At 61.3% G+C, this 13389-nt stretch carries 15 protein-coding genes; 6 read left to right on the forward strand and 9 right to left on the reverse strand.

Annotated elements, in window-relative coordinates; translation table 11 throughout:
- Nucleotides 1-48: 48 nt before the first annotated feature.
- Entirely contained in the window at nucleotides 49-1233 is a 1185-nt protein-coding gene (gene cfaB / locus JFU58_RS11540; protein WP_063033772.1) for a C17 cyclopropane fatty acid synthase CfaB, read from the forward strand.
- Between the two features lie 129 nt (nucleotides 1234-1362).
- On the opposite strand, the gene cls is transcribed toward cfaB, so the two are convergent.
- Nucleotides 1363-2802, reverse strand: a complete 1440-nt coding sequence (cls, locus tag JFU58_RS11545; RefSeq protein WP_093203502.1) for a cardiolipin synthase — start codon at nucleotides 2800-2802, stop codon at nucleotides 1363-1365.
- A 130-nt stretch (nucleotides 2803-2932) separates the two neighbouring features.
- Between cls and JFU58_RS11550 the strand changes: the two genes are divergently transcribed.
- Nucleotides 2933-3454, forward strand: coding sequence for a DUF3617 domain-containing protein (locus JFU58_RS11550; RefSeq protein ID WP_063033774.1), 522 nt, complete (start codon nucleotides 2933-2935; stop codon nucleotides 3452-3454).
- A gap of 136 nt (nucleotides 3455-3590) precedes the next feature.
- On the opposite strand, the gene JFU58_RS11555 is transcribed toward JFU58_RS11550, so the two are convergent.
- From JFU58_RS11555 to folE2, 7 genes are read right to left on the reverse strand one after another with little or no spacing between them, the layout of a single operon-like run.
- On the reverse strand, nucleotides 3591-4928 hold the full coding sequence (locus JFU58_RS11555; RefSeq protein WP_201140701.1) for a dihydroorotase: 1338 nt from the start codon (nucleotides 4926-4928) through the stop codon (nucleotides 3591-3593).
- A gap of 2 nt (nucleotides 4929-4930) precedes the next feature.
- Nucleotides 4931-5491, reverse strand: a complete 561-nt coding sequence (locus JFU58_RS11560) for a gamma carbonic anhydrase family protein (protein ID WP_201140702.1) — start codon at nucleotides 5489-5491, stop codon at nucleotides 4931-4933.
- Nucleotides 5488-5913 carry a phosphoribosyl-AMP cyclohydrolase gene (gene hisI / locus JFU58_RS11565; protein WP_063033776.1) on the reverse strand — a complete coding sequence of 142 codons (426 nt, stop codon included), beginning with the start codon at nucleotides 5911-5913 and terminating at the stop codon, nucleotides 5488-5490. The genes JFU58_RS11560 and hisI overlap by 4 nt, the downstream gene beginning before the upstream one ends.
- Nucleotides 5910-6794: a metal ABC transporter substrate-binding protein gene (locus JFU58_RS11570; RefSeq protein WP_201140704.1), complete on the reverse strand. Its 885-nt coding sequence runs from the start codon at nucleotides 6792-6794 to the stop codon at nucleotides 5910-5912. The genes hisI and JFU58_RS11570 overlap by 4 nt, the downstream gene beginning before the upstream one ends.
- A gap of 11 nt (nucleotides 6795-6805) precedes the next feature.
- Nucleotides 6806-7672, reverse strand: a complete 867-nt coding sequence (locus JFU58_RS11575; protein ID WP_063033778.1) for a metal ABC transporter permease — start codon at nucleotides 7670-7672, stop codon at nucleotides 6806-6808.
- Entirely contained in the window at nucleotides 7672-8340 is a 669-nt protein-coding gene (locus tag JFU58_RS11580; protein ID WP_177069880.1) for a metal ABC transporter ATP-binding protein, read from the reverse strand. The genes JFU58_RS11575 and JFU58_RS11580 overlap by 1 nt, the downstream gene beginning before the upstream one ends.
- The gene (folE2, locus tag JFU58_RS11585; protein WP_201140706.1) at nucleotides 8337-9233 is read right to left on the reverse strand and encodes a GTP cyclohydrolase FolE2; all 897 of its coding nucleotides are present in this window, start codon (nucleotides 9231-9233) and stop codon (nucleotides 8337-8339) included. The genes JFU58_RS11580 and folE2 overlap by 4 nt, the downstream gene beginning before the upstream one ends.
- 127 nt (nucleotides 9234-9360) lie before the next feature.
- Between folE2 and JFU58_RS11590 the strand changes: the two genes are divergently transcribed.
- Nucleotides 9361-10584: an N-acetylmuramoyl-L-alanine amidase gene (locus JFU58_RS11590; RefSeq protein ID WP_177069882.1), complete on the forward strand. Its 1224-nt coding sequence runs from the start codon at nucleotides 9361-9363 to the stop codon at nucleotides 10582-10584.
- Here JFU58_RS11590 and JFU58_RS11595 read toward each other — a convergent pair.
- Nucleotides 10581-10949, reverse strand: coding sequence for a glutamine synthetase (locus JFU58_RS11595; protein WP_201140707.1), 369 nt, complete (start codon nucleotides 10947-10949; stop codon nucleotides 10581-10583). The genes JFU58_RS11590 and JFU58_RS11595 overlap by 4 nt on opposite strands.
- A gap of 126 nt (nucleotides 10950-11075) precedes the next feature.
- Between JFU58_RS11595 and dksA the strand changes: the two genes are divergently transcribed.
- Genes dksA through JFU58_RS11610 form a run of 3 tightly spaced genes read left to right on the forward strand, consistent with a single transcriptional unit; the run spans nucleotide 11076 to nucleotide 13357 of the window.
- Complete coding sequence (gene dksA / locus JFU58_RS11600; protein ID WP_063033783.1) at nucleotides 11076-11480, forward strand: RNA polymerase-binding protein DksA; 405 nt, start codon at nucleotides 11076-11078, stop codon at nucleotides 11478-11480.
- 27 nt (nucleotides 11481-11507) lie between these two features.
- On the forward strand, nucleotides 11508-12713 hold the full coding sequence (gene zigA, locus JFU58_RS11605) for a zinc metallochaperone GTPase ZigA (RefSeq protein ID WP_201140709.1): 1206 nt from the start codon (nucleotides 11508-11510) through the stop codon (nucleotides 12711-12713).
- Nucleotides 12713-13357 carry a DUF1826 domain-containing protein gene (locus tag JFU58_RS11610; RefSeq protein WP_201140711.1) on the forward strand — a complete coding sequence of 215 codons (645 nt, stop codon included), beginning with the start codon at nucleotides 12713-12715 and terminating at the stop codon, nucleotides 13355-13357. The genes zigA and JFU58_RS11610 overlap by 1 nt, the downstream gene beginning before the upstream one ends.
- Nucleotides 13358-13389: the final 32 nt, after the last annotated feature.

A 13389-nucleotide genomic window follows, 5' to 3' on the forward strand; every position in this document is an offset into this window, starting at 1 on the left:
GGATGGTCTACCCTCATTTCAGACGTCTGAAACAAGGGGGGACTACTCATGCTCGCGCAACTTCCACCGGCCTTACAGAATCTTCAGCTACCGCTGCGTCTTCGACTCTGGGACGGCCATGAATTCAACCTGGGCCCGGATCCCAGCGTCACCATTGTGGTCAAGGACCCCATGATGGTTTCAAAGCTTAGCCATCCGACGCTCGATTCATTGGGCGAAGCCTTCGTCGAGGGCAAACTGGAGCTGGAAGGCTCCATTTCCGAAGTGATCAGGGTCGTTGACGAGCTGAGTCATGCCTTGGTTGATGACGACGAGGACACCCGTCCGGTGCGCTCGATCCACGACAAGGCCACCGACGCAGCGGCTATTTCCTACCATTACGACCTGTCCAACGAGTTCTACCAGCTGTGGCTGGACCGTGACATGGCCTATTCCTGCGGGTATTTCGAGACCGGCAGTGAATCCCTCGATCAAGCCCAACAAGACAAATTCCGCCACCTGTGCCGCAAACTGCGGCTGCAGCCGGGGGAGTATCTGCTCGATGTGGGCTGCGGTTGGGGCGGGCTGGCGCGCTATGCCGCGCGGGAATTCGGGGTCAAGGTGTTTGGTATCACCCTGAGCAAGGAACAGCTGGAGCTGGCCCAGGAAAGGGTGAAAGCCGAAGGCCTGGAAGACCAGGTAGAGCTGACGCTGCTGGACTACCGCGACTTGCCCCAGGATGGCCGGTTCGACAAGGTGGTGAGCGTGGGGATGTTTGAACACGTCGGTCACGCCAACCTGGCGGAGTACTGCAAGATTCTCTATGGCGCGGTGCGTGAGGGCGGCCTGGTGATGAACCACGGCATTACCGCCAAGCACACGGATGGCCGGCCTGTGGGCCGTGGCGCCGGGGACTTTATCGAGCGCTATGTGTTTCCCAATGGCGAGCTGCCGCACCTGGCGATGATGACCGCCGAGATCAGCGAAGTCGGGCTGGAAGTGGTCGACGTCGAAAGCCTGCGCCTGCATTACGCGCGCACGCTGGACCATTGGAGCGAGCGCCTGGAAGATAACCTGGAGGCGGCGGGCAAGATGGTGCCGGAGCAGGCATTGCGCATCTGGCGCCTGTACCTGGCCGGCTGCGCGTATGCGTTTGCCAGGGGCTGGATCAACCTGCACCAGATTCTGGCGGTGAAACCCCATGCCGATGGTAGCCATGAGCTGCCGTGGACGCGGGATGACCTTTACCAGTAAGCAATGGTACCGGTGATCTAAATGTGGGAGCGGGCTTGCTCGCGAAGGCGTTGTATCAGAAACACATTCAGTGACTGACACTCCGCTTTCGCGAGCAAGCCCGCTCCCACATTGGGTTCGGTGCAAGCCTTACAAAATTGGGGAAATAAGCCGCGCGACCCGCATGCCCAGTTGTTGCAGGCGGTGGGTCTGGCGGTTTTCTTCCTGGCTGATTTCATGAGCCAGGGCGAAGTCTTCCAGCAGCATTTGCTCTACCTGGCTGGCGAAGGTCTCATCCACGGTCAGCAACATCACTTCGAAATTCAGCCGGAATGAACGGTTATCCAGGTTCGCACTGCCGATGGCGCTGATTTCACTGTCCACCAACACCACTTTCTGATGCAGGAACCCCGGCGTGTAGCGGAAGACCCGCACGCCCGCGCGCACCGCTTCGATCGCATACAGGCTGGAGGCGGCGTAGACGATGCGGTGGTCCGGCCGTGACGGCAGCAGCAGGCGCACGTCGACACCGCGCAATACCGCCAACCTCAACGCCGCAAACACCGCCTCATCAGGAATGAAATACGGGCTGGTTATCCACACCCGCTCGGTCGCCGCATGAATCGCCTCGACGAAAAACAGCGAGCAGGTTTCGTAGGGATCCGCCGGGCCGCTGGCGAGTAATTGGCAGAGCACGCCGTCGTCCGGGTAGGTATCCGGCAGCAGCAGCGGCGGCAACTCACGCGCGGCCCAGAACCAGTCTTCGGCAAAGGATTCCTGCAAGCACGCCACCACCGGGCCGCTGACTTGCACATGGGTGTCACGCCACGGTGCCAAAGGTGGTTTCTTGCCCAGGTATTCATCGCCGACGTTATGCCCGCCGACAAACCCGGTAATGCCGTCGACCACCACGATCTTGCGGTGGTTGCGGAAGTTGACCTGGAAGCGATTGAGCCAGCCGCTACGCGTGGCGAATGCCTTGACCTGCACCCCGGCGTCCCGCAGTGATTGCACATAACGATGGGGCAGGGCATGGCTACCGATACGGTCATACAAGACGAAAATCGACACGCCTTCGGCGGCCTTTTCCTTAAGCAAGGTGTGCAGTTGGCGGCCGAGCTCGTCGTCATGAATGATGAAGAACTGGAACAGCACGGCGGTTTTTGCCGAGCGGATCGCCTCGAAAATCGCGCTGAAGGTGGCCTCGCCATTGATCAACAAGCGCACCTGGTTGTTCGCCAGGCAGGGCATGCGCCCCAGCTTGGGCATGGCCCGTAGCGAAGCGTAGGCCTGGGAGTTGCGCGCGGCCAATGCCTCTTCAACCCATGGGCGCCAGTTCAGCTCGGTGATCGCCTTGTGCATTTCCTGGTTGGCCTGGCGCCGCGCCTGAATGTAGGCGTCGAAAGTGCTCCGGCCAAAGATCAGGTAGGGAATCAGCGTCAGGTAGGGGATGAACATCAGCGACAACGCCCAGGCAATCGAGCCTTGGGCGGTCCTGACGGTCAGCACCGCATGGATGGCGGCGAGGGTGCCCAGAAAATGCAGGGTGGCAATGAAATAGGCGAGCAGGTGCGGGCCAAAGAAATCCATGGACAACGGTACTCCTGACGAACAAGTGCCTAACAGACCATGTTCGGCCACGAATGTCGCTATTTTATTTGCTGTGCAACACTGGCGCTTTTGCGGCGTCTAACGCCGACAATTGCCCAGGAGTTACCCGATGAATGCTCGTCTGCTTGGTTTGGCCATGGTTGTTGGTTTAACGCTGCCCGTGGCGGCGCAAGCGCAGATGCTGGCGCCGGGCTTGTGGGAACTGACCACCAGCAACATGAAGGTCGATAACCAGGACCTGCCGGACTTGTCGCTGATCCTCGGTCAGCTCAAGCAACAGATGACCCCGGAACAACGCGCCATGCTTGAGAAGCAAGGCATCACCATGGCCGGCAAAGGCGTCCAGGTGTGCCTGACTCCAGCCCAGGTGGCGTCCGATTCCATCCCGTTGACGGACCCGCAATCGGGTTGCAAACAGCAGGTGACGGACAAGACCGGCAACCAGTGGAAATTCCGCTTCAGCTGCCCGAAAGCCCAGGGCACTGGCGTGGCGACGTTCCAGAGCCAACAGGAATTCACCACCACGGTGAACGGCACCTTCAACGCTACCGGCGTTCAGCAGAAGGGCAGCCTGGACACCCACGCGCAGTGGTTGGGCAGCGACTGCGGCACCGTCAAACCGCGCGCTTAACTGAGAGGTACCCCGATAGAATTGTGTGGCTTGCCTGCGATAGCGGTTTATCAGTGCCAATCAGGTTGACTGGCACACCGCAATCGCAGGCAAGCCAGCTCCCACAGTTGATTGGGGTGCCAACTCATAGCTCTCTTCAACGCTGGAAGTGCAGCGGCAGCCCTTGGCAACTGTCGTGCACGCGCCCGTCGTGCCAGGCCAGGTGGCCGGAGACCAGGGTGGTGCTGACGCTGTGCCGGAAGCTGCGCCCGGCAAAGGGCGTCCAGCCGCAACGGGCCATAATCGGCTGGCTGCTGACGGGCTTGCCTTGGGGTTCGGGTTTGATCAGCACAAGGTCGGCCCAATAGCCTTCCCGCAGGTAGCCACGGTCGGGGATCGCAAACAGGTCAGCAACGCGATGGCTGGTTTTCGCCACCAGAGTAGTCAGCGGCAGCAGGCCGTCGGCCACCAATTCCAGCAGCGCCGGCAGGGCGTGTTGCACCAGCGGCAAGCCTGACGGCGCCTCACGATACGGCAGCTGTTTTTGCGCCCAGGTGTGCGGCGCATGGTCACTGCCAATTACATCCAGACGATCACTCAACAATGCCAGGCGCAGGGCGTTGCGGTCGGCGCGTGTCTTGATGGCCGGGTTGCATTTGATCTGGTGGCCGAGGTGCGCGTAGTCGCGGTCATCGAACAAGAGGTGATGCAGGCACACCTCCGCCGTGATGCGTTTTTCCGCCAGAGGTTTGTCTTCGAACAGCACCAACTCCCGGGCGCTGGTGATGTGCAACACATGCAGGCGCGTGCCATGCCGCTTGGCCAGTTCCACCGCCAAAGACGACGAGCGATAGCAGGCTTCGGCATCACGAATCAGCGGATGAGCCACAGCAGGAATGTGCTCGCCGAAGCGCTCGCGCATCCGTTGCTCGCTGGCCTGGATGCTGGGCGTGTGCTCGCAGTGGGCCAGGAGAATGGTCGGCACCTCGGCGAACAGGCGTTCGAGAATCTTCGGGTCATCCACCAGCATATTGCCGGTGGAGGCGCCCATGAACACTTTCACACCGGCGACTTCGCGTGGGTCCAACGCGGCCACGATGTCGAGGTTGTCGTTGCTCACCCCAAAGTGAAAGCCATAGTTGGCCACCGAATGCAGGGCCGCGCGGCGCTTCTTGTCGGCCAGGGCGTCCAGGTTCAACGTCGCCGGGTTGGTGTTGGGCATGTCCATGAAACTGGTGATGCCACCGGCCACCGCCGCGCGGGATTCACTGTAGAAGCTGCCTTTGTCCGGCGCGCCGGGTTCACGGAAGTGCACCTGGTCGTCGATCATCCCCGGTAGTAGCCACTGGCCTTGGGCGTCGATTTCCACGGTGGCATTGGCGTTGTCGATGCTGCTGGCGATCTTCTCGATACGGCCATTGGCGACCAGCAGGTCAGCCTCGAATTCCTGGCCTTCGTTCACCAGGCGGGCGTTGCGGATCAGCAGGCGGCTCATGGTCAGAACTCGTTTTGCAGGGCTTTGTAACCCAGCACCAGGTCGACGTTGGTGCGCGCCACGTCTTCGGAAAACTCCGAAGCGCTGACACTCACCGGCGGAAACTGGGACAGGTCGGTGTTGGGGCCGATGCGGGTGGTGGAAGGCACGTAGAACGCGGCGGGCAAATCGCGGCCATCGACCACCGAGTTGTGCCGCACCACGCAGCCGTCGCCGACGACGCAGTTGAACAGCACACTGTTGAAGCCGATGAAGACCCGGTCGCCGACGGTGCACGGGCCATGAACGATGGAACGGTGGGCGATGGAGGTGAACTCGCCGATGTTCACGGCGGCGCCGGATTTGGAGTGGATCACCACGCCGTCCTGGATATTTGAATTGGCGCCGATGGTGATCGGGTCCATGTCGCCATTGGCGTCGACTTCGTCGGCGCGGATCACCGCGTAAGGGCCGACAAACACGTTTTCGCCGATGATGACCTTGCCGCAGATGATTGCGGTTTTGTCGACGTAGGCCGATTCGGCAATCACGGGCAGATCACCGGAAGGGTTCTTGCGGATCATGGGGCAGGCTCCTGGAGGGGCGCAGTGAGGATGTGTACGTGGCGGCCGTCGATGGCGTTGTAGAAACAGGTGGGTCGCCCGGTGTGGCAGGCCGGGCCTTGCTGGTCGACGATCAGCAATACGGCGTCGCCGTCGCAATCCAGGCGCGCCTCCACCAGCAGTTGCCAGTGGCCGGAGGTCTCGCCTTTGCGCCACAGCTGCTGGCGCGAGCGGGACCAGTAGCAGACCTGCCCGGTGGCCAGGGTTTCTTCGAGGGCCGGGCGGTTCATCCAGGCCAGCATCAACACCTCGCCGCTGCCGTGTTGCTGGGCGATGGCGGCGATCAGGCCATCGCTGTTCCACGGCAGGGCGTCGAGCACGCGTTCGAGTGGAAAGCGGCTGCCGATGGCAGCCTTTTCCAGGTCGAGCATGCTCAGCTTCATGGCTTGCTCAGGGCCGCGCACAGGGTGTTGAGGTTGTATTCGAACAGGCCGGTAAAGGTGCTGGCCGGGCCTTCTGATGCCAGGGCGTCCGAGTACAGCGTGCCACCGATTTGCGCGCCACTTTCGTCCGCGATCTGCTTGAGCAGGCGCGAGTCCTTGATGTTTTCCATGAACACGGCCTTGACCTTGTCCTTGCGGATCTGGGTGATCAGCGTGGCGACTTCGGCAGCAGACGGTTCACGTTCGGTGGACAAACCTTGAGGCGACAGGAACTCGATACCGTAGGCCTGACCCAGGTAACCGAAGGCGTCATGGGAGGTCACGATGCGACGGTTGCCCGGTGGCAGGGCGCCGAACTTGGCTTTGGCTTCAGCCAGCAGGCGGTAGATTTCTTTCAGGTACACCTGGCTGTTGTGCTCGTAGTCCGCCTTGTTGGCCGGGTCGGCAGCGATCAGCGCCTTGGTGATGTTGTTCACGTAGATCACGGTGTTGGCCAGGTTGTGCCAGGCGTGTGGGTCGGGAATGGTCTCGCCGTCTTCTTCCATGGTGTGGGACAGCACGCCTTTACTGGCGGTGACCACGGTGGCCTTGGTTTCGGTGCTGGTGACCAAGCGATCCAGCCACGGCTCGAAGCCCAGGCCGTTCTTGATGATGACCTTGGCCTTGAGCAGGGCCTTGGCATCGTCGGGCGTCGGTTCGTAGGTGTGGGCGTCGGCGTCGGGGCCGACCATGTTGCTGATCTGGATATGATCGCCACCGACCTGGTGGGTCATGTCGTCAAGAATACTGAAGCTGGTAACCACCTGAAGCTTGTCGGCAGCCTGGGCCGTCGCGAACGACAGCGGCAGCAACACACTGAACAGCACGAGTAGAGCGCGCATCGGGAAACACCTCATTGGGATGTAAGCAAAGGCGGGCGGCGCAGCAAGCCGTGCACCGGACCGAAGACCACGGACAGCAGGTACAAGCCGCCAGCCACCAGCACAATCGCCGGGCCGCTGGGCAGCGAGTAGTAGAACGACAGCAACAAGCCAAGCCACACCGACAGGCATCCCAGCACCGCTGATATGGCGATCAACACCGGCAGGCGCCGGCTCCAGAAACGTGAAGCAATTGCCGGCAACATCATCAGGCCGACCACCATCAAGGCGCCGATGGCCTGGAAGCCGATCACCAGGTTCAACACCACCAGCGTCAGGAACAGCCCGTGAGCCAAGGGGCCGAGGCGGCTGACGGTTTGCAGGAACAGCGGGTCGAGGGTGTCCAGCAGCAGCGGTTTGTAGATCACCACCATGGCGATCAGGCTGAAGCCCGAGACCCAGAGCATGCCGGTGAGGGTCGGGCCGTCGACCGCCAGGGCCGAGCCGAACAGCAGGTGCAGCAGGTCCAGGCGTTTGCCGGCGAGGCCAAGAATCAGCACGCCGCTGGCCAGGGAGATTGGGTAGATGGCGGCGAGGCTCGCGTCTTCCTTAAGGCCCGTGCGGCGGGTGATCCAGGCGGCGAGGCCGGCCATGCTCAGGCCGGCGCCCAGGCCACCGATGGTCAGCGCGGGCAGGCTCAGCCCGGCAAACCAGAAGCCCAGGGCGGCGCCGGGGAGGATGCCGTGGGACACCGCGTCACCGATCAGGCTCATGCGACGCAGGATCAGGAACACTCCCAGCGGCGCCGTGCTGCATGCCAATACCAGCCCGCCGACGAGGGCGCGGCGCATGAAAACGAAGTCGAGAAACGGCATCCACAGGTGAGCGGCGAAGTGCATCAGGCCACCTGCATGTGTGGCTGGGGGCGGATCAGCTCTTTGCTTGAGCCGAACACGCAACCGCTGCTTTTGATCTGCACCACTTGCTGGGTGTGTTGGCGGACCGAGCCGAGGTCATGGCACACCACGACCACCGTGCGACCTTCGTCATGCCAGGCGTGGATGTGTTTCCAGCACAGCGCCTGGCCGTCTTCGTCGAGGGCGGCGTGGGGTTCGTCCAGCAGCAATATCGGGGACTCGGCCAAACTCATGCGGGCGAGCAGGGCGCGTTGCAGTTCGCCACCGGACAAGGCCATCAACGGCCGATGCTCCAGGCCACTGAGGCACCAGTCTTCGAGTACGGCGCTCAGGCGTTCGGTGCGTTGTTGCGGGGTTTGCTTGTTGCCCCAGAAGCCGGCGGCCACCAACTCTTGCAGGCTGATGGGGAACTGGCGGTCGAGGTTCTGTTGTTGGGGCAGGAACGACAGGCCACCACGGCGTGGAACCTCAATCGTCACTTTCCCGGCCAAGGGCTTCTGCAAGCCGGCGATGACTTTCAGCAGGCTGCTTTTGCCGGTGCCGTTGGCGCCGATGATGCCGGTGAGACTGCCTTTTTCCAGGGTGAAATCGACGGCAGGGGTCAGTGGTTGGCCGGGGGCGCCCCAGCGCAAAGCGGTGCAGGTGATCATTCGGAAGGTCTCGTCCAGCGGCTTTCAGCCACGGCATCGTGCGCGTGCAGGCTTTCGGCGTGGATCACTTTCAAGTGGAAGGCAATGACCGCATCCGAGCGTTTCAAGGCGAGGTTCAGGCGGCGGGCGGCGTCTTCGCAGAACATCAGGTTCTGCCCGTTGGCCAGGGCGAAGGCTTGTTCGTCCGCGCGCTTTACGGCGGTTTGTACGGCGGTGCCAAGGGCTGCTTCGGTTTCGTCGATCAGTTGCGTCAGCGGCAGGGTTGGCTGGTCGCCTTGAAGGCGGACCTGCAACAGCGCGCTGCTGCGCTGGCTGTGGGGCGTGGCGACGATGCCGTTTGCACTGCCGAGCCAGGTCAGCACGTCTTCGTGTTGCAGCGGTGTGCCGGCGAAGTCTTCGATAAATTGCTGCTGAATCAATTGCCTGGCGAGGGCAGCCGAGCACGGGCAGGTTGAAGAGTAAGTAACGTCAATTTTTAGTTCCACGTGGAACATCTGGTTTTCCAGACGGGCTTCGATGCTCACCGGATAGCTTTTCCAGCCCGCCAACGGGCTGACCAAAGCGGGGCGTTTCAGCAGCAGATCCGCATGAATCCGCAGGTAGGCATTTGTGGATAAACCTTCATGACTGTCGAGAAAACGTTGCAATACACTGCGCAGCAGTGCTGGCGTAAGCGGCTGCTGTTCAAGCATCTCCAGCGCCAGATAAAGCCGCGACATATGAATGCCACGCGCTTCGCCGTCGTCCAGGCTGACGCCTGCATCGGCCTTGGCGCTGAGGCGCTGGCCGTCGATCTGAATGGGCAGGGCAATGCCGCACATGCCCACCCAATCCAGCGGCAAGGCTTGGCGTGAAGCCTGCGCGGCGATATCGGGCAGAGTCAGCGCGTTCATGAGCAGTCCATCGTTGGAAATAAAAAGACATGTTATATTATTACAATTGAATCGACGAAAGTTTTTCTGCTCTGTCTTTTATTCAGTCATGTCGAGTACGGATGCTCCTTTATTTGCGGTGTAAGTCATGCACAGACGTCAACTCCTCAACCTGCTGCTGGCCAGCGCGGTGTTCACCCTGCCCTTTGGTGTATCTGCCGCGCAGATCCGCAATGCACGGTTGTGGCGCTCGGATAACAAGCTGCGGCTGGTGCTGGATCTAAGCGGCCCGGTGCAATACAAGACCTTCACCCTGACCGCGCCGGAGCGGTTGATCATTGATTTGAGCGGCGCGAAGTTGACCGGGGATTTCAGCCAACTGGCCCTGACCAACAGCGGCATTACCTCGATTCGCTCGGGGCACTTTGGCCAGGGTGATACGCGGATCGTGCTGGATTTGAAGGCGCCGATGCAGCTCAACAGCTTTCTGCTGCCGCCGCAGGATGGCCAGGGCCACCGCCTCGTGCTGGACCTGACAACGGCCACTCATGCGCCTATGCAAATCGCTGCGGCACCGGCCGCGCTGGCTGCCCCCGTGCCGGCGCCGGTAGACAAAGCGCATCCGAAACGCGACATCATCGTGGTGGTCGACCCCGGCCATGGCGGAAAGGACCCTGGTGCAATCGGCTCCAAAGGCCAGCGTGAAAAAGACGTGGTGCTGTCCATCGCCCAATTGCTGGCCAAGCGCTTGAAGCGTGAGAAGGGCTTCGATGTGAAGCTGGTGCGCAACGACGATTTCTTCGTGCCGCTGCGTAAACGCGTGGACATCGCCCGTCAGCACAAGGCCGACATGTTTATCTCGGTGCACGCTGATGCGGCGCCACGGCTTACGGCGTCAGGCGCTTCTGTCTATGCGTTGTCTGAAGGCGGTGCGACGTCCGCCACGGCGCGGTTCATGGCACAGCGGGAGAACGGTGCCGACCTGTTGGGCGCTACCACGTTGCTCAACCTCAAGGACAAGGACCCGATGCTAGCCGGCGTCATTCTCGACATGTCGATGAACGCCACCATCGCCTCCAGCCTGCAACTGGGCAGCTCGGTGCTGGGCAGCCTGCAAAGCATCACCTCGCTGCATCAAAAACGCGTGGAACAGGCCGGCTTTGCGGTACTCAAGTCACCGGACGTGCCGTCGATCCTGGTGGAAACCGGGTTTATCTCCAACACCCAGGACGCCCAGCGGCTGGTCACCGCACGCCATCAACAGGCCGTGGCAGACGGTTTATTTGAAGGGTTGAAGAACTACTTCCAGAAGAACCCGCCGATGAACAGCTACATGGCCTGGGTTCAGGAACAGAAGAATGGCCAGGTCTAACAGCCGGTAATCCGGCTGCAGGTGAATTTGGCGCTGGCTCCACCAGAACTGGAAAACCGGTTGATGGTGGTCCAGCCCACTCGCCGCGTGTAGCCCACCCACGCCTCACCATCGGACGCCAACCCGGTAAAGAACGTCAGCTGCCCGTAGCGGCTGTTGGTCTGTGCCCAGTAGCGTTTGCCGATCACCTCGAAACCCCGCAAATACGTGGTGCTGCCCGCCGTCGCGACGCTGTAGGCATTGCCCTGCGCGTCGACGCACGCCAGCAGGTTGGCGCTGCGGGTGCAGTTGGCCAGCAGGCTGGGCACCTGGGCGTTGGCCAGGCTCGCCACCATCAGCAACACAGCGCACAACAGGTATTTCATAGAGGTTCTCGGGGCGTTTTCGCCTGCCAGCATTGCGCCCTTCGTCGTCGCGAGCAAGCGGGATTGGCTTATTTGTATTGTTATACTATAACATTAAAAGACAGCCTGACCCGTGAACCACCTCCAATGACCGAACAAGACCTTCTCGCCCAACCCTCCGCCGACTACATGAATGAAGCCCAGCAAGGTTTCTTCCGCGAGCTGTTGCTGGCCCAGCGTAATGAGCTGCAAGCGCGCATCGATGCCGAATTCATGGTGCTGCGCGAACAGGAACCCAACAGCGATCCCGCCGATGTGGGCAGTGCTGAAGAACAGCGCCAATGGCAACTGCGCCTGCTGGAGCGCGAAAAGAAGCTGTTGGACAAGATCGACGAGGCCTTGGAGCACCTGGCCCGAGGCGAATACGGCTGGTGCCGTGAAACCGGCGAGCCCATCGGCCTCAAGCGCCTGTTGCTGCGCCCCACGGCCACCCTGTGTATCGAAGCCAAAGAACGTGAAGAGCTGCGCGAACGCCATCAACGGGCGATTTGACCGGCCAACCCTGATGAGGAATACCTGATGCCCAATCGTCTCCCCGTTACTGTGCTGTCCGGATTCCTCGGCGCCGGTAAAAGCACGCTGCTCAACTACGTCCTGCGCAACCGCGAAAACCTGCGGGTGGCGGTGATCGTCAACGACATGAGCGAAATCAACATCGATGGCAGTGAGGTCCAGCGCGACGTCACCCTCAATCGCTCCGAAGAAAAACTGGTGGAGATGAGCAACGGCTGCATCTGCTGCACCTTGCGCGAAGACTTGCTGGAGGAAGTCGGAAAGCTCGCCAAGGAAGGTCGGTTCGATTACCTGCTGATTGAATCCACCGGCATCTCCGAGCCGTTGCCGGTGGCGGAAACCTTCACCTTTCGCGATGAGGAAGGCCAGAGCCTGGCGGATATCGCTCGGCTCGACACCATGGTCACCGTGGTCGACGGCATGAACTTTCTGCTCGACTACCAGGCTGCCGAAAGCCTGGCGTCGCGGGGCGAAACCCTGGGTGAAGAAGACGAACGCTCGATCACCGACCTGCTGATCGAGCAGATTGAATTCGCCGACGTGATCCTCATCAGCAAGATCGACCTGATCAGCAGCAGTGAGCGTCAGGAGCTGATGGCGATCCTGGAGCGCCTGAATGCCCAAGCGGAAATCATCCCGATGGTCATGGGCGAAGTGCCGCTGGCGAAGATCCTCAACACCGGTCGTTTCGACTTCGAACGCGCGTCCCAGGCACCCGGATGGTTGCAGGAATTGCGTGGCGAGCACGTGCCGGAAGCCGAGGAATACGGCATCGCCTCCACCGCGTATCGCGCCCGCCGACCATTCCATCCGCAGCGTTTTTTCGACTTTATCGACCGGCCTTGGGTGAATGGAAAACTGCTGCGCTCCAAGGGCTTTTTCTGGCTGGCCAGCAAACACCAGGACGCCGGCAGTTGGTCCCAGGCCGGCGGCCTGATGCGCCATGGTTTCGCCGGACGCTGGTGGCGTTTCGTGCCAAAAACCCAGTGGCCGCAGGACGAGGAGGGTGTCGCCGCGATCATGAACAACTGGCAGCCGAGTACCGGCGATTGCCGCCAGGAACTGGTGTTTATCGGCCAGAACATCGACTTCGCACAGATGACCGCCGAGCTGGACGCCTGCCTGCTCACTGACGATGAAATGGCCACAGGCGTCGAAGGCTGGCGCTTGTTGGCTGATCCCTTTGGCCCTTGGTTCGAAGAGGCTGCCTGATGTTGGCACCGACCCTGAAACTGCGCCCGGTGATTCGCCAGACTCACGGTGAAACCCCGGCCGTGCTCACCGATATCCTTGAAGATGGCGTGAATCTCGCGGTGTGGCAGCGTCAGTTGCCGCTGCACATCGCCGAGTTCGGCGCGTTGCTGGTGGCGCTCAATGAGCCGTTGGCCGAGTCGCTGGTGGTTGAGTTGAACAGCGAAGACACCGAGCCGAACCTGCAGGACTTCGCGTCAGGTAGCCGCGACCTTGAAGGTTACGAAGGCTTTATCGCCGATGTGTCGTGGCTGGTCAGCGCCTTTGCCTGTTTGCTGGGCGCCAAGCGCATCGGCGTGCGCCTGCGGCTGCTGGACAAAGCGATGTGCCCGCGTTTTCACGTGGACCATGTGCCGGTGCGGCTGATCACCACTTACGCCGGCATCGGTAGCCAGTGGTTGCGTGAAGGCGTGATGGAGCGGCGGCACCTGAGTCAGGCGAGCGCGGAGCCGGAAGCGCGCATTGAGCAAATCCACTGCGGTGAAGTGGCGTTGCTCAAGGGCGAAAAATGGCACGGCAACGAAGGCTTTGGCCTGATCCACCGTTCCCCGCAGCTGCAAGCGAATGAGCGACGGTTGATCCTGACGCTGGATTGGTTGGCGTAACCGGGTAGGATCAAACCTCTCTACACGGTCTG

The organism is Pseudomonas sp. TH34, assembly GCF_016650865.1.
GTDB classification, from domain to species: domain Bacteria; phylum Pseudomonadota; class Gammaproteobacteria; order Pseudomonadales; family Pseudomonadaceae; genus Aquipseudomonas; species Aquipseudomonas yamanorum.